The following is a 16,232-nucleotide window of genomic DNA, read 5'->3' as shown; positions in this document are numbered from 1 at the left end:
TACTGTACTTCTCATTGGATTTCTTCGAACTATCTCGTCAGACTGCAGTTCTCTTAGGAGGCAGTCATGAGTATTTCAAATATCAATCACTTTGTCGGCGGTACTGTTGTCGCAGGTACGTCAGCTCGCACCCAGGACGTGACCAACCCGGCTGTCGGCTGCGTCACCGGTCGCGTCGCCCTGTCCAATCGTGCCGACGTCGCCACGGCGGTGGCTGCCGCGCAGGCGGCCTTCCCCAAGTGGGCCGACACGCCGCCGATCCGCCGCGCGCGCGTGATGTTCAAGTTCCTCGAGCTGCTCAACGAGCACAAGGACGAGCTGGCCCACCTCATCACCGCCGAGCACGGTAAGGTCTTCACCGACGCGCAGGGCGAGGTGGCGCGCGGCATCGACATCGTCGAGTTCGCCTGCGGCATCCCGCAGCTGCTCAAGGGCGACTACACCGACCAGGTCTCCACCGGCATCGACAATTGGACGCTGCGCCAGCCGCTCGGCGTGGTGGCCGGCATCACGCCCTTCAACTTCCCGGTGATGGTGCCGATGTGGATGTTCCCGGTCGCGATCGCGGCGGGCAACACCTTCATCCTCAAGCCCAGCCCGACCGACCCGAGCCCTTCGCTGCTCATTGCCAAGCTGTTCAAGGAAGCAGGCCTGCCCGACGGCGTGTTCAACGTCGTGCAGGGCGACAAGGAAGCGGTCGACGCGCTGATCGAGCATCCCGACGTCAAGGCCATCAGCTTCGTCGGTTCCACGCCGATCGCGAACTACATCTACGAGACCGGCGCGCGTCACGGCAAGCGCGTGCAGGCGCTGGGCGGCGCCAAGAACCACATGGTGGTGATGCCCGACGCCGACATCGACCAGGCCGTCGACGCGCTGATCGGCGCGGGCTACGGCTCGGCCGGCGAGCGCTGCATGGCGATCAGCGTCGCGGTGCTGGTGGGCGACGCGGCAGACAAGATCATGCCGAAGCTGATCGAGCGCACGAAGACGCTGAAGGTGCTCGACGGCGAGAACCTCGCGGCCGAGATGGGCCCGATCGTCACGCGCGCCGCGCACGAGCGCATCACGGGCTACATCGACATCGGGCAGAAGGAAGGCGCGAAGCTGCTGGTCGACGGCCGCGACTTCGATGGCGCAAAGGCCGGCAACGGTTGTGAAGAAGGGTTCTGGATGGGCGGCACGCTGTTTGATCATGTCAAGCCCGAGATGCGCATCTACAAGGAAGAAATCTTTGGCCCGGTGCTGGGCTGCATGCGCGTACGTGACCTCAAGGAAGCGGTCGACGTGATCAACGCTCACGAATTCGGCAACGGCGTGGCCTGCTTCACGCGTGACGGCAACGTGGCGCGCGAGTTCAGCCGCCGCATCCAGGTGGGCATGGTGGGCATCAACGTGCCGATCCCGGTCCCCATGGCCTGGCACGGCTTCGGCGGCTGGAAGCGCTCGCTGTTCGGCGACATGCATGCATACGGTGAAGAGGGCGTGCGCTTCTACACCAAGCAGAAGTCGATCATGCAGCGCTGGCCCGAGAGCACGCCCAAGGGCGCCGAGTTCGTGATGCCAACGGCGAAGTAAAGCGTCCAGGCGCTGCTACTGCGATGTTTCCCCTCGCGACGGGATATATCGCAGCGCGACAAGAAATTCCAAGAGAGATCCAGACAAGCATGAGCGACAACATCGCGTTCGACTACATCATCGTCGGGGCCGGCACGGCGGGATGCCTGATGGCAAACCGGCTGTCGGCCAACCCGCACAAACGGGTGCTGCTCATCGAAGCTGGGCGCAAGGATGACTACCACTGGATCCACATCCCGGTAGGCTACCTCTATTGCATTGGCAACCCGCGCACTGATTGGCTTTACCAGACCGAAGCCGAGCCCGGGCTCAATGGCCGCCAGCTGCGCTATCCCCGCGGCAAGGCGCTGGGAGGATGCTCAAGCATCAATGGGATGATCTACATGCGCGGACAAGCGCGTGACTACGATCACTGGGCTGAGGTTACCGGCGACAATGCGTGGCGCTGGGACAACGTGCTAGCCGATTTCAAGCGCCATGAGAACCACTCCCTTGGCGACAAGGAGAACGCGAGCCAGAGCGACGCCTCCTTCGCCAAGTACCACGGACATGGCGGCGAGTGGCGGGTGGAGAATCAGCGCCTGCGCTGGGACATCCTGGACGCCTTTGCGCAAGCGGCGCAGCAGGCTGGGATCCCCGCCACGGCCGACTTCAACCGCGGCGACAACGAAGGCGTGGGGTACTTCCAGGTCAATCAGAAGGCGGGTTGGCGTTGGAACACTGCCAAAGCCTTCCTGCGGCCGACCTGCTACGGTCGACCCAACTTTGAGCTCTGGACTAAAGCGCAGGTCACGCGCCTGCTGACGCAGCGCGAGCCTGATGGCAGCGTGCGCTGTACCGGTGTGGAGGTCTGGGACGGCAGAACGCGCGTGTCCGTGAAGGCCGCCGAGCAGGTGGTGTTGTGCGCGGGGGCGATCGGCTCGCCGCAACTGTTGCAACTTTCGGGGATCGGACCGGGTGCATTGTTGCGCGAGCATGGCATCGAAGTGATCGCCGATCTGCCCGGGGTGGGTGCCAATCTACAGGACCACTTGCAGATCCGCGCGGTCTATAAGGTGCAGGATGCGCCCACGCTCAACGTACTGGCCTCGACGCTCACGGGCAAGGCTCGCATCGGGCTTGAATATTTGTTCAAGCGTAGTGGGCCGATGAGCATGGCGCCATCGCAGCTCGGCGCCTTCACCCGAAGCGATCCCAGCCAGCAGAGCCCAAATATTCAGTACCACGTTCAACCGCTCAGCCTGGAAGCTTTCGGAGATCCGTTGCACGCATTTCCGGCTTTCACCGCGAGCGTTTGCAACCTCAATCCTACAAGCCGCGGGACCGTGAAGATCCGCAGCTCCGACCATCGAGATGCACCTGCGATCGCGCCTAATTATCTCAGCACGCCGGAAGATCGCCGGGTAGCAGCGGACAGCTTGCGCGTGACGCGCCGTATCGTGTCTCAGCCCGCGCTTGCCAGATACCGGCCTCAGGAGTTCAAGCCTGGTCTGCAGTACCAGAGCGACGAGGACCTTGCGCGTTTGGCCGGTGACATTGCTAGCACCATCTTCCACCCTGTCGGAACGACCAAGATGGGGCGCGCGGACGACCCCACGGCAGTGGTCGACAGCCATCTTCGGGTGCGGGGCGTCGCCGGTTTGCGCGTGGTAGATGCCGGTGCAATGCCGACCATCACCAGCGGCAACACCAACAGTCCTACGCTCATGATCGCGGAAAAAGCCGCTGCGTGGATTCTGGCCGGAGCGTAGTCGGCGCACCTTCGACGGATCGCCCTGCGGATTGCTGGTTCGCATTCGAGCCCTTTGGCTTGGTGAATGCTGCTGAGGGATGCGGTTCGTCATAACCGCCTAACAGGGTGCTGAAATACCTCTCCCGCCGGTCGGCGTGCGACGGCCCTCAAGCGTTGGAAGTTGATCCCCCGACAGTTGCAAGACAAGACCCCAGACGATGCGCGGAGCCGACACCTTCACCGAGAGCTTGTTCACGATGCGCCGCCTGGAGGACTTCGTACCCGCGAATCATCCTCTGCGCCCGATCCGCGCGATGGTCAATGAAGCGCTGCTCAAGATGGACAACCTATTCGCCGGCATGTATGAGGCCGACATCAAGGGCGGGCGTCCCAGCATCGCACCAGAGAAGCTGCTGCGCGCGATGCTCTTGCAGATCTTCTTCAGCGTCCGCTCGGAGCGTCAACTCATGGAGCAGACCCAGTACAACCTCTTGTATCGCTGGTTCATTGGCTTGGCCATGGACGATGCGGTCTGGGTGCCCAGCGTCTTCACCAAGAACCGCGAACGGCTGATCGCGCACGACGCGATCATCGAACTGTTCAACCACATCGTCGAAACCGCGGATCGCAAGGGCTGGCTGTCGGGCGAGCACTTCAGCGTCGATGGCACCCTTATTCAGGCGTGGGCCAGCCACAGGAGCTTTGTGCGCAAGGACGGCGGCGACGATGATGCGGGCAACAACACAACGGGTAGCACCAGCTTCAAAGGCCAGAGCCGCAGCAACGACACTCACGCCTCGCGCACCGATGGCGATGCGCGTCTGTACCGCAAGGGCAAGACCGCCAGCGAGTTGCGCTACATGGGTCATACCCTATCGGACAACCGCCATGGCCTGATCGCCAACGCGATGGTCACACAGGCTGACGGCTTTGCCGAGCGCGAAGCGGCCAAGGTCATGATCAAGGATGCCCGTCAAGCGGCCGCGAGTCCGGATACCGAGGTCACACTCGGTGCAGACAAGGGCTACGACGCGCAGGAGTTCGTCCAGGCATGTCAGGACATGGGCGTGATACCGCACGTAGCCCAGAACACTTCGGGGCGGCGCTCCGCGGTGCCCGATGCCATCGCTGCGAGCGAAGGCTATGCGCTGTCACAGCGCAAACGAAAACTCATCGAGCAGGGCTTCGGCTGGGCCAAGACGGTGGGCGGAATTCGTCAGGTGATGGTGCGTGGACTCAAGCGCGTGGACCACCTGTTCGTGCTGACGATGACGGCCTACAACTTGACGCGCATGCGTTCGCTGGGACAAATCCGTCCGCAGGGGCTCTGAGGCAACCAGAGGCGCGCAAAACATCCTCAAATCAGAGAAAACGGCTCGCAAAAACCCTGCCTGACGCACCATGTGAAAAGCGAACCCTCGGCCGGCAGGGAGGACTCGCTTTGAAGGGGAGTATTTCCGCACCCTGCTAATGGGAGCTCCTCGCGTGCCACCAGAGGCAGTACAGCAGGCCCAGCACGATCAGGGCGCCGAAGAACTGGTAGGACTGCCTACGATGCCGCCAAGGCGCACCATCAGCACCCGGCCTTCCCGCGGCAACGTTGGTCAGTCATCTGGTCGGGGAGTACCGCGCCGTTGCCAGCGACAAGGGGTAACGCAGGCGAGCCACTCATTGAGTCGCGGGGTTGCTGCCGCTGCGCCCGCGCCTCAATGCTCGCTCAGAGTTCTCTTGACCCATTCCGCAATCGCGTCCGGGGATCTGAATTCATCGACAGAGCGCGCAGCAACCTGGGGAATGCGTGACCGCCAAAGGCGGACAACGTGGACTGTCCCATACAGAGTGCGTTCACGGATGTTTCCTCCACTTGCTGCTACGAATGCATCGCGAACCGCGCACGATGCTATTCGCGTCCGACTGACTTGTAGAGAACGTGGCCTCGAGGATCGAACCGCCCCTCAACCACCGGCCTTTGGCGGCACGGCCCATGCGAAAGAGGTCAGCGGGTAGTCGAAGGCTAACCACCACGGCACGTCGTGCGAAGTCCAGGTATGTGCCGAGGGTTGAACGCCAGGATCCGAGCTCGATGTCGCGGCATGCACGATCACTTGCGCCTGGGCCACCCGTTCATCCATCAGTTCAGAACCGAAGCTTGTGCAGAAATGCCTCAGCTTCCGCAGTGTCGACTCGAACGATGCGAGTTCGTCGGCGCCGCTCAGCCAGCGGAAGCTCTTCCCACCCGCGCGTGCCGTCGTCGCGAAAGGCGCAGCCTGCGCCTTGCGACATGTCGCGCAGTGACAATGCATGATGGGGCCGGCAAACCCATCCACCTCGTCGCCGACCGCGCCACAAAGACAAGATGCATTCATATCGACCTCCTAGCTTTGACGGCGGTGTTCAATTCTGTTCGGGGCTGCGAAGACATCGTCACTCCCTTCAGGAGCTGGCCAGGCGTCTCTCAATTTGGACCGAATGGGCCGTGTTTCGCGCCCCGCTCAATGGCTGAATAGATCCATCGGCGTCACGGGCCCTCGCGATGATGCGCACTGAGCTGGGCCTTCGCGGCAGCGGAAGCGTCGCTGCGAACTGCTGCCATTCGAATTCGTGACGGGGCCGGACCTCGGCCGATTGCCACGTTGCTGCGCCATCGGTGCTGAGAGCCACGCCGCTGACGCCGTTGTTGCTCCAAGCCCAGCCCTTGACTTCCACCTTGTCCGTGCAGATGGTATCGCCGGGAGCGGGCTGGGTGATCAGCGAATTGGGCTCGACTTCCCACACCGGCTCGCGAACCACCGCTCCCCCGCGCTCCATGTCACGGTTGTACCAGACGGTAGTGAAGGGGTCGCTCGCACGCCGGCGCCGGACCGACAGCCTGCACAGCCACTTCGTCATGTTGGTGCCGAACCAGCCAGGCACGATGAGCCGAACCGGCCCGCCCCGCTCGCGCGTCAGGGGTGCGCCATTCATCTCGTAAGCCACAAGCACCTCGTGGGACAGCGCCTTCGAGATCGGCAGATCCTTGCGATACCGGTTCATCTTGCGGCCGCCGAATTCGCCGCTGTCGAGCCCGTCCGACCAGACATGGGTGGCACCCGTCTCGAGCTGCGCTTGCTCGAGCAGCACCGCCAGTCGCACGCCCGTCCATCGGACGTTGCCCACCCGCAAGAGATTGCCGCTGGCCGGCACCAGGGGACTGCCGAAGCATTCGTGGAACGCGGTGACGGAGGCTGTGGGCAGCCGCCTCAGGCCCTCCAGCCCGATCGAGAAAGGCCTGCGAACCAACCCGTCCACCTGCAGTCGCCAGCGCTCGACGTCGACCTCGACGGACCCCATGTGGATCGTCTCGAAGAGATGCGCATCGGACGTGATGAAGTCGCGCAGCATCGCAGGATCAGGCGGCGGCTTCAGATGGAATCCGGGAGACCCCCCGTGGACCACCGACCGACGCTCCTCCCCTTCGGGAAGTGGCGGCAGGAACGGTGGCAGGCACGCGGAGCTACTCATTCTGGACCCCAACCGTCAACTCATCGTCAAGCAAGCGGGGGAACTGGGGGCTGGACTGCCCCGACCACACAACCGGCTCGTGGCGGCGGCGTTCGACGCCAAGCGAGAAGATATCGAATCGGTTGTAGTACCCCACCACGTCATGGAACTGCTTCGGCTCAATGCACTTGTTCAGGTCGAACTCGGCATAAGCAATCCCCTCCTCGTTCTGCAGCGTGTCCCCGATCTGCGTGCCGGTGGGGTCCACGAACATCGATGCGCCGCGCGGAGTGCCGTCGACCACTTCCGCCACGGCGGGATCACGATCCACCAGAAAATCACGCATGGCCTTGTCCATGAAGCTCGCGCAGATGATCCCGAAAGCTTTGGCCTCGAATGAATGAGCGGACGCTCGAATGCGGTTCGCCGCAACGTTGTCGAAGTTTCCGCCTCCCGACGGCTTGCGCGTGGGCCACATCGGAGGCCAGCTGGATACATGAATCTGCTCCGCTTGGGCCATGAGCGAGTAGCGTGCGAGCGGGTTGGTGTTCTCGCCGCAGATCAAGCCGCCGATGCGCCCGAAACGTGTCTCGGCGACTCGAAGTCCCTGGCCGTCTCCGGGCGCCCAGACCAGCTTCTCGTAGAAGGTCGGCACCAGCTTGCGATGATGGTTGAGCAACTCGCCCGTCTCGCCGATCAGGATGTTCGAGTTCCAGATGCAGCCGGCGCTGGCCGTGCTGCGTTCGCTGATGCCCATCGACACGCAGACCCCGAAGCGCCTGGCCGCCGCGGCGATCAAGGCCACCTCGGGCCCCGGCACGTAGACGCTGTTCTCGACCATCGCCTCGAACAGATCATGGTTGTAGATGGGCGCCCACAGGGCCGCCCAGACCGGGAACGCCGGAATATAGGTCTCTGGAAACGCAATCACCTGCGCGCCATGGAGCGCGGCCTCCTTGATGATGGAAACCGCCTTTTCGGTCGTGGCGGTCTTGTCCAGCAGCACCGGCGCTGCGTGGGCGGCGGCAACCTTCACCCGGGGCAATGAACTCATGACAGGTACTCGCTTGCGTTGCTGAGGCTCACAGGATAGTTGCCAGTACGGCGGCGTAGATGCTCAAAAAACGCAATGAGAGGTGCGTTTTTGCAGGCTCCACTGGATCGAAGTCCTTGAACCTTTCAAGTGCGTCCAATCAACCCAAGTCCGTCCGAATGGCGACCGCCGATTCAAGCAGCGCGCTCCGTGTGAATGCGCCGCCCACGCTCGCGCCATGGAGGATCTGTGCACAGAGGGTTGCGAATTTCCTGGCGGTCGTTTGCACGAAACATGCTCACCATCACGATGTCGCGGATCCGCTCCGTAAAACCCAGCTTGGAGGGACTATGAACCCATCTCACGAGTACGTTCGCCTTTCCAGCGCAGGCCTCTGCGCATGCGGCAGCACGCATGGTGACAGCGAAGAGTGCCTCGCAGGAACGCCGGCGAATGCCGACAAGGCGCTGGCCGGCGCTATGGCCGAGGGCATGCTGCACGGCCTCTTTCCCGAGCGCAGCCTACGCCGAGCCTTCGTCAAGACGCTGGGCCGGGCCGGGACGCTGGCCGCACTCACGGCCCTCACGCCCCTGACCCAGCTTGCCGCTGTCGCGCAGGAGCGCAAGGGTGCGCCGGAGAAGAAGCGACTCGCAGTCGGATTCCTGCCCATCACATGCGCGACGCCGTTGATCTATGCGGAGCAACTCGGACTTTTCCCGCGCGAGGGGCTTGAATTGAGTTTGCAGAAGATCGCCGGAATCGCACTGATCCGCGACAAGATGGTCAACGGCGAACTGGATATCTCCCAGCAGGTGATGCCCGTTGCGCTGGCCATGTCCGTCGGCATAGGCGGCGCTCCCATCCCGGCCCGGGTGATGACGGTGCTCAACCAGAACGGCAATTCGCTGGTCCTTGCGATGAAGCACAAGGACAACCGCGACCCGAAGAACTGGAAGGGCTTCCGATTCGCCGTGCCGTTCGAGCAATCCCACCAGATGCTCCAGCTGCGCCACTACCTCGCATCGGCGGGGCTGGATGCGGACAGGGACGTGTCCTACCGCGTCGTTCCTCCTTCCGAGTACGTCTCCAACCTCCGCGTGGGCAACATCGACGGCTTCTTCGGCGGCGAGCCGGGCGGTCAGCGAGCCGTGTACGAAGGTGCAGGTTTTATTCACTTGGTCTCAAGCGAGATCTGGCCGGAGCATCCTTGCTGCTCGGTCACAGCAACCGAGGCCTGGATCAAGGCCCATCCGAACAGTTTCATGGCAGCCTACCGCGCGATCATCGCGGCGAGCCTGCATGTGTCCGAGCCTGCCAACCGCGCGGGGATGGCCAAGATCCTCTCCCAGCCCCAGTATCTCAACCAACCCGAAACGGTCGTGGACCAGGTCCTCACCGGCAGGTATGCCGATGGACTTGGCAACGTGAAGACCCTACCGCGCCGCGTCGACTTTCAGCCCTTCCCTCACTACTCGAGCGCGGTGTGGCTTCTGACCCAGATGCGCAGATGGAACATGATCAAGGAGGATCTGGACTACAAGGGTCTCGCCCGCCAGGTCATGCTGGCCACCGATGCAAAGCGCCTTATCGAGGAGCGCGGCGGCAGGGCACCCGAGGTCGGATTCCGCAAGGAAACCATTTTGGGCAAGAGTTTTGATTCCGACCGCCCCGCCGAATATCTGAAGTCACTGAGCAGGACGTGATCATGCAGAGCTCGACCTCACGCTCGTGGTTGGCCACCTTGGCGATCGGCCTGCTCTTGCTGGCAGTCTGGCAGGCTCTCGCCTCCAGCGAAGGCGGCAGTGCGCCGGCGGAGATTTCGGAGTACGACAGGCTGATGGGAAAAAGTCCCGGAGCATCCGTCGAGCGCTCAGCCATTCCGGCCCCGACGGAAGTGTTCAAGCGCGCCGGCGAACTGTTTGCAGATCCATTCCGCCGCAACGGCGAGAACGACCTGGGCATCGCCTGGCACCTGCTTGACTCGCTCAGGCGCGTGTTCAGCGGCTACGCCCTGGCTGTGCTGGTCGGCGTGCCCTTGGGCTTCTTGCTGGGACTGGTTCCATGGCTGGGCCAGGCGCTGAATCCGTTTATCCAGTTGCTGCGGCCTGTATCCCCCATGGCCTGGATGCCGCTCGCGCTCTATACGCTGAAGGACAGCGGCACCTCGGCGATCTTCATCATCTTTATCTGTTCAATCTGGCCCATACTGATCAACACCCTCTACAGCACCGCGAGCGTGCGTCAGGACTGGACCAATGTCGGTCGCGTCATCGGACTCACACCACTGGAACGCGCTCGCAAGATCGTCTTTCCGGCAGCAGTTCCCATGATCCTCACGGGCATGCGCATCTCGATCGGTATCGCCTGGCTGGTGATCGTGGCGGCGGAGATGGTGGTGGGCCAGAGCGGGATCGGCTTCTTCGTGTGGAACGAATGGAACAACTTGCAGATCTCCAGCATCATCGTCGCCATCGTGATGATCGGCATCGTCGGCCTGGTGCTCGACCAGTTGCTGGGCGCATTGATGAAGCAGCTGAGCTTTCGCGAATGAAAGGTCAGACGATGTTGCGGCCAACTTTCTCCACTGCCCTGATGGCCTCGAGCGCGACGCCTGGGTTCCTGCGGGTTTGCGGTGTGCAGCAGACCTTCAGCACGCCCAAGGGCGAATTTCCTGCGCTCAGCGAGATCAATCTGGAAATCCGCAGAGGCGAGTTCGTCGCCCTGATCGGCCACTCCGGTTGCGGCAAATCCACGCTGCTCAATCTTCTCGCCGGCCTGGCATCCCCGACCGCAGGAACCGTCTCGTGCGATGGGGAGGTCATCCGTGGACCGGGCCCTCGGCGCGCGATGGTTTTCCAGAACCATTCTCTCCTGCCGTGGCTCAGCTGCTTCGACAACGTGCGCATGGCCGTGCGCAGCGTGTTTCGGGGGGAGTCCGCTTCCGCGGTCGATCGCCGCACCGAGGCGGCGCTCGAGATGGTCGGCCTGGCTCATGCCGCGCACAAGAAGCCCAGCGAAATCTCAGGGGGCATGAAGCAGCGCGTCGGCATCGCCAGGGCACTGTCGATGGAACCGCAGGTCCTGCTGATGGACGAGCCGTTCGGTGCGCTCGACGCGCTCACGCGCGCCAAGTTGCAAGACGAGCTGCTCGGCATCGTCGAGAAAACCGAAAGCACCGTCGTCATGGTCACGCATGACGTGGACGAAGCAGTGCTCCTTGCGGACCGCATCGTCATGATGACCAATGGTCCGGCGGCACGCATCGGGGAGATCCTGGACGTCCCGATCGAACGCCCACGCGACCGCGTCAGCCTGGCCACCGACCCGACCTACGCAGAGTGCAGGCGGGCACTGATGGACTTCCTGTACCGACGCCAGGCGCACGTCGAGCAGCCCACGGGCTGAATTTTTCCGCCCCGTTCTCCAGCCCAACCTTCAACCTCGGGCTGAGAACCCCTCTTCGCCAAGAAAACGGCCGCTCGCCCCCTCGCGCGCCAGCCCATGCGTCAAACGCCATGGCCCAGCGATGCCGTGGCACACCGCCGCTGGCGACGGAACGCAAATTGCTTTCCCACTCCCACCGTGGTTCAAGCGCAGTGTTCTTCTGTATTGCGCATCACTGTACAAACTGATATCTAAGCCCAGAGGAGCAACATTGCATACGACCACGAAGGCTGCATGACGACCAAGAAGGTACCTCTCACCAATCTCAATTGGGACGATGTGCGCCTGTTCCTGCATATCAACCGCACCGGCAGCCTGTCCCAGGCGGCCAGGCAGCTCCACATCGATCACTCCACGGTCAGCCGCCGGCTGTCGCAGTTGGAGCTGTGCTTGGGCGGTCCCCTGTTCGAACGTCGCCGCGCCGGACTCAAGCCTACCGAGCTGGCTCATGTCCTCGCGCTTCAGGCCGAGAACATGGAGCGCGCAGTCCTGTCGCTGCAGGAGGAGCTCGGCGGAACCGACAGAGAGCCATCGGGCAGCGTGCGCATCGCCATGATGGAGGGTATCGGTACCACCTTCGTGGCTCGCCAACTCGCGTCGCTGCTGCGCAAGTACGCCAAGCTGCGGGTGGAACTCGTGACCTCCCCCTCCATCGTCAATGTCAGTCGCAGGGAAGCCGACGTCTTCGTCAGCTTTTTCAAACCGATCGGGCAAGGATTGGCATGCGAGACAGCGGGCTCCTTCGCGCTGTACCTGTATGCGTCGCCGAGTTATCTCGAGAACCACGGAACACCCGCGGGGCTGTCCGACCTTCCGAAACATCAGTTCGTGGGCTATCTGGACGACCTGATCCAGCTCGACGCCGTACGCTGGCTCGATGAACTGATCACAAGACCTCAGATGAGCTTCCAGTCCAACAGCATGCTGGCGCAGATGGCCGCCGCAGCCTCTGGGCTGGGCCTGGTGTTGCTTCCCAAGTTCTCCGTCGTGAAAGAGGAAACGCTGGTGCCGGTGCTAGCCGATACGGCGAGGGTGATGCGAACGCTCTGGGTGAGCGTGCACCATGATCTCCAATACTCCGCCCGAATCCGGGCCGTCACTGATTACCTGCAGCGGCTCTTTGAGTCGAAGCAAGAATGGCTCAACGGCCCCCCCGACGTGAAGCCGCGCGGCTAGCCGACGCGCCCGCATCTGGCCTCGTGTGTGGGGCACGCAGAATGCAGCATCGGCAACGGGGTCCTCAGGACCGCGCCCGGTTTGTTGCCCCGCGGACTTTCCCCCACGTGCTGCCCGCTCGCGTGGCGCAAGCCCCCGGCGCCGCGAAACAGGCTTTCTCAGCCCACACGCTCGCCGTCGAACCATCGCAGCAGACCGGTTTCCGGGCCGCAATGGATGTACTCGAAGAGCTGATCGCCGGCCGGAAGCACATAGACCTCATGCCAGGTACGCAGCTGATTGTCCGTGCCGTAGCGCTTGTAGCGAGATATCGCGGCTTTGAAGATTGCCGCATGCGTCGCGTGGTTCTCCGCCCAAGCCTCCATGTGGCGTAGCGAAAGAAAATGCCCGAGCGCATGCTCCTCGGGCAGTGGGCGCCCCTGCGTGTCGAACTTGCGCTGCATGCGCAACGAGGCACATCCGGTAGGCAACGGTGATTCGCGCAAGTAGGCCATGCCGTTGTCCAGCGGCTGCCTGAGGTTCTTCTCGTAGTCGGCCAGTTGCTCCTCGTCCATGCGTCCCCACGTATTGGCTGAGCGGATCACGGCCAGATTGTGAGGCGGGGTGATACGCCAGCGTTCGCCGTACCCAGCACGCCCGGTCCGCTCAACAAGCCCGGAGTCTTCCGGCGCATCCAGGGGATCACGCGCGGCCAGCGGAATGCGATCGCGCATCGCACCGTAGTAGCCACAGTAAGGGGTCGGATAGATCGCCACCTCGTCGCTCGACATCAGGCCTGCCGGATAGTCCCGCCAGTAGATGCTCTCCTGGCGTTCACGCGGCACGCGCAGTATCTCGCGCCACACGCCCGTCTTGTCGTGCAGACGCTCATTCGAGGCCCACCACGACTGCAGCACGTCGTCAGAGCGCCAGCGTTCGAACCGACGCTCGTCAACCCAGTAGGCTGCGATCACGTGATTGCGCAATCCCTGCGCGTCGGTGAAGCGAGCGTGATCAAAGGTCGTCGGCCCGGCAGCATGCGACAGCGCACTCTGTGCCCATCGAAAGAAGGCGCTTTGCTCGAGCGCTGCATCGTCCAGGCCTTGCACCGCCAGGAACCCCACGCGCATCTGCATGCAGTCGGGCGGCAGTTGGAAGGACCAGCGCTGCACTTGGGGAACGAATCCCTCGCGCTTGCGCAAGGGGAATCGGCGATCTGAGGGGCCGTAGGCTTCCGCCGGCGCGTTCTCGGTGATCTTTGCTGTCATATGGTTTTCTTCGGTAGTGTGAATCAGTGCCCTACGCCAAGCAGCCGCTTCTGCAATGCAGCATCGCTCGAGAATGCGGAGGTTGTTCCGCTGTAGCGCACGTGTCCTTTCTCAAGCACAACGACCCGGTCAGACACTGCCAGGCAGAATGCCAGGCTCTGCTCGGCCAGCACCAGGGTCAGCCCAGACCGCTTGAGTTCCCGGATCTGGTCGCGCAGCCGCTGCACGACGATGGGGGCGATTCCTTCCGACGGCTCGTCGAGCAGCAGGAGGCGGGGGGATGTCATTAGCGAACGCGCAATGGTCAGCATCTGCTGCTGTCCACCCGACAGCAGCCCGCCTTTGCGAGTCGCGAACTCCTGAAGCTCGGGAAAGAGCGCATAGACGCGTGACAGCGTCCATTCTCCGCGCGCATCCGCAACTCGCAGATTCTCCTCGACGGTCAGATCAGCGAAGATGCGTCGGTCCTCTGGGACGAGGCTGATGCCCAGCCTGGCAACCTCGAAGCCCGAAGCTCGGCCGAGATCGCGACCGCGGAAGCGCACGCTGCCACCGAGGCGGCGTGTCAGGCCGAGCACGCTGCGCATCGTGGTCGTCTTGCCCATCCCGTTACGGCCGAGCAGGCAGACGCATTCACCGTCATAGACATTGAATGTGATGTCAAAGAGAATTTGGCTGGAGCCATAGCCAGCCTTCAGCGCAAGAACTTCAAGGATTGGTTCCATGGTCGGATAGGTTCGGAGAAGGCCTGTTGGTCACTGCAGTGCCGGCGCCTCGAGCGCGTCGCTCTGGCCGAGATAGACAGCCTGCACCCTCGCATCGGCACGGATCTGCGCCGCTGGCCCACTGGCGATCAAGCGCCCTTTGTCCAGCACCACGATCACGTCGGCAATCTCGAACACAACATCGATGTCATGTTCAGTGAACAGGAGCGTGATGCCGCGCTGGCGAACTTCGTCGACGATGGCTGCGACGGCTGTTCGTGTTTCCACCGGCGACATTCCTGCCAGAGGCTCGTCCAGCAACAGCACCTTGGGCGTTTGGGCGACGGCCATGGCCAGCTCGAGCTGCTTCTGATCGCCGTGCGACATGGTCTTGGCCTGCAGATCCAACGCGTCGCCGAGCTCGAAGCGAGACGCGAGCGCCTGGACGTCCGACTCGAAGAAAGCAGTTGCCGCGCGCCAGAACGACCAGACGTGACGCCCCTGGCACAACAGCGCGGTCCGAAGATTCTCCCGCACGCTCATTTCACCGAAAACACTGGTGCGCTGGAAAGTCCTGCCGAACCCGCTGCGTACCCGCGCCTCCGGTGGCAGCGTGGTGATATCGCGGCCCCGAAGTCGGATTGCCCCGCTGGTGGGCACAAGCTTGCCCGTGATGAGATTGAACAAGGTCGACTTCCCAGCGCCGTTCGGCCCAATCACCGCCGTGATCTTGCCTTCGGGGATGGCAAAACCCACATCGCTCAGTGCCTTGAAGCCGCTGAAGGTCTTGCTCAGGCCCTCGATCTCGATCAGCACGCTCATTGAGGCCTCCGGAGATCGGCTTCAAGATCGGGCACGGATTGGCCGGCTTTGCGTGCACCCCTGCGCTTGGTTAGCTCGAACAATCGCTGCAGACCGCCCGCAAGCCCCCCGGGTGCGAAGAGGATCAGCGCACCAAGCATCACACCGGTCACTGCGGACCAGTACTCGGTGAAGGCGGTAGCCTCCTGATTGATGAACAGCAGTGTGGCGGCTCCGAGCACCGGTCCGAGCAACTGATTCATGCCGCCCAGAACGACCATGTTCAGCGCCTCGGCACCCTTTGTCCAGAACAGATAGTCGGGAAACAGTCCCCTGGTATGGAAGGCGAACAGCGAGCCAGCGAGTCCCGCCAGCGCACCGGCGATCACGAAGGCCACCAGCTGCACCCTCGGCACCGAGGTACCGAGGAACTGCACCCGCTCCGGGTTGAGCTTCGCCGCATTGAGAAGGGTGCCGAATGGAGAGCGCGCCAGACGATACAACAGGTACAGGACGGCGCACAGCAGGACGAGGCAGATCCAGTAGAACCAGCGTTGATTGGTCCACCCCAGCAGGTTCCCGAACTGCGGCATCGGCAAGCCATTGATCCCCTGATCACCGCCGGTGAGGTCGTTCCATCGGAAGGCCACCGCCCACACCAGCTGGCTGAATGCGAGTGTCAACATCGCAAAATAGACCTTCGATCGCCGCACGCACAGCATGCCGAACAGCAACGCGAAGAGTGCCGCCAAGCCCATGCCGATCAATGTGGCCGGAACGAGCCCGATGCCCCAGCGCATGGCGGCGAGCCCCGCGCCATAGGCGCCGAGGCCAAAGTAGGCGGCATGGCCGAACGACACCATGCCGCCAAAGCCAACCAGGAGATTCAGACTGACGGCGAACAATGCCCAGATCGCCACCTCGGCGCCAAAGTTCAGCCAGAGGCGGGAGCCGAAGATGCCGATGCCGAGCGCCAAAGGAAACAGGATCAGCGCGAGCGTGGCTTCAATATGACTCTTCATGATGCACCTATCTGC

The 16,232-nt window shown here is 62.9% G+C and carries 14 protein-coding genes; 7 read left to right on the top strand and 7 right to left on the bottom strand.

Annotation, left to right across the window (positions count from 1 at the left end):
• Nucleotides 1-66 precede the first annotated feature (66 nt).
• The 3 genes from ACSQ9I_RS39740 (at nt 67) to ACSQ9I_RS39730 (ending at nt 4,641) form a co-directional block, all read left to right on the top strand.
• Nucleotides 67-1,578: a CoA-acylating methylmalonate-semialdehyde dehydrogenase gene (locus tag ACSQ9I_RS39740; protein WP_436317380.1), complete on the top strand. Its 1,512-nt coding sequence runs from the start codon at nt 67-69 to the stop codon at nt 1,576-1,578.
• Nucleotides 1,579-1,667: 89 nt separating this feature from the next.
• Nucleotides 1,668-3,329, top strand: coding sequence for a GMC family oxidoreductase (locus tag ACSQ9I_RS39735; protein WP_436317379.1), 1,662 nt, complete (start codon nt 1,668-1,670; stop codon nt 3,327-3,329).
• A 199-nt stretch (nt 3,330-3,528) separates the two neighbouring features.
• Nucleotides 3,529-4,641, top strand: coding sequence for an IS5 family transposase (locus tag ACSQ9I_RS39730; protein ID WP_436311868.1), 1,113 nt, complete (start codon nt 3,529-3,531; stop codon nt 4,639-4,641).
• A gap of 624 nt (nt 4,642-5,265) precedes the next feature.
• Here ACSQ9I_RS39730 and ACSQ9I_RS39725 read toward each other — a convergent pair.
• The 3 genes from ACSQ9I_RS39725 to ACSQ9I_RS39715 form a co-directional block, all read right to left on the bottom strand.
• Nucleotides 5,266-5,676: a GFA family protein gene (locus ACSQ9I_RS39725; RefSeq protein WP_436317378.1), complete on the bottom strand. Its 411-nt coding sequence runs from the start codon at nt 5,674-5,676 to the stop codon at nt 5,266-5,268.
• A gap of 67 nt (nt 5,677-5,743) precedes the next feature.
• Nucleotides 5,744-6,691 carry a molybdopterin-dependent oxidoreductase gene (locus ACSQ9I_RS39720; RefSeq protein ID WP_436317377.1) on the bottom strand — a complete coding sequence of 316 codons (948 nt, stop codon included), beginning with the start codon at nt 6,689-6,691 and terminating at the stop codon, nt 5,744-5,746.
• A gap of 112 nt (nt 6,692-6,803) precedes the next feature.
• Nucleotides 6,804-7,844, bottom strand: a complete 1,041-nt coding sequence (locus ACSQ9I_RS39715; RefSeq protein ID WP_436317376.1) for a carbon-nitrogen hydrolase family protein — start codon at nt 7,842-7,844, stop codon at nt 6,804-6,806.
• Nucleotides 7,845-8,173: 329 nt separating this feature from the next.
• Between ACSQ9I_RS39715 and ACSQ9I_RS39710 the strand changes: the two genes are divergently transcribed.
• From ACSQ9I_RS39710 to ACSQ9I_RS39695, 4 genes are all read left to right on the top strand, one after another.
• Nucleotides 8,174-9,526 (top strand): CmpA/NrtA family ABC transporter substrate-binding protein, encoded by a 1,353-nt coding sequence (locus tag ACSQ9I_RS39710; protein WP_436317375.1) that lies wholly within the window; start codon nt 8,174-8,176, stop codon nt 9,524-9,526.
• A 38-nt stretch (nt 9,527-9,564) separates the two neighbouring features.
• Complete coding sequence (ntrB, locus tag ACSQ9I_RS39705; RefSeq protein WP_436317374.1) at nt 9,565-10,374, top strand: nitrate ABC transporter permease; 810 nt, start codon at nt 9,565-9,567, stop codon at nt 10,372-10,374.
• 41 nt (nt 10,375-10,415) lie between these two features.
• Nucleotides 10,416-11,228 (top strand): ABC transporter ATP-binding protein, encoded by an 813-nt coding sequence (locus ACSQ9I_RS39700; RefSeq protein ID WP_436317560.1) that lies wholly within the window; start codon nt 10,416-10,418, stop codon nt 11,226-11,228.
• Between the two features lie 273 nt (nt 11,229-11,501).
• Entirely contained in the window at nt 11,502-12,443 is a 942-nt protein-coding gene (locus ACSQ9I_RS39695) for a LysR family transcriptional regulator (RefSeq protein WP_436317373.1), read from the top strand.
• Between the two features lie 158 nt (nt 12,444-12,601).
• On the opposite strand, the gene ACSQ9I_RS39690 is transcribed toward ACSQ9I_RS39695, so the two are convergent.
• Genes ACSQ9I_RS39690 through ACSQ9I_RS39675 form a run of 4 tightly spaced genes read right to left on the bottom strand, consistent with a single transcriptional unit; the run spans nt 12,602 to nt 16,217 of the window.
• On the bottom strand, nt 12,602-13,690 hold the full coding sequence (locus ACSQ9I_RS39690; protein WP_436317372.1) for a phenylacetaldoxime dehydratase family protein: 1,089 nt from the start codon (nt 13,688-13,690) through the stop codon (nt 12,602-12,604).
• Nucleotides 13,691-13,713: 23 nt separating this feature from the next.
• Nucleotides 13,714-14,415, bottom strand: a complete 702-nt coding sequence (locus tag ACSQ9I_RS39685; RefSeq protein WP_436291240.1) for an ABC transporter ATP-binding protein — start codon at nt 14,413-14,415, stop codon at nt 13,714-13,716.
• Nucleotides 14,416-14,445: 30 nt separating this feature from the next.
• Complete coding sequence (locus tag ACSQ9I_RS39680) at nt 14,446-15,216, bottom strand: ABC transporter ATP-binding protein (protein ID WP_436291241.1); 771 nt, start codon at nt 15,214-15,216, stop codon at nt 14,446-14,448.
• A complete protein-coding gene (locus tag ACSQ9I_RS39675; RefSeq protein WP_436317371.1) occupies nt 15,213-16,217 on the bottom strand; it encodes a branched-chain amino acid ABC transporter permease in 1,005 nt (334 codons plus the stop codon). Before ACSQ9I_RS39675 ends, ACSQ9I_RS39680 begins: the two co-directional genes overlap by 4 nt.
• Between the last annotated feature and the right edge of the window lie 15 nt (nt 16,218-16,232).

It is taken from the genome of Variovorax sp. LjRoot84 (assembly GCF_964254305.1).
Classification (GTDB): Bacteria; Pseudomonadota; Gammaproteobacteria; order Burkholderiales; family Burkholderiaceae_C; genus Variovorax.
This window is presented reverse-complemented; position numbering and strand designations above follow the sequence as displayed.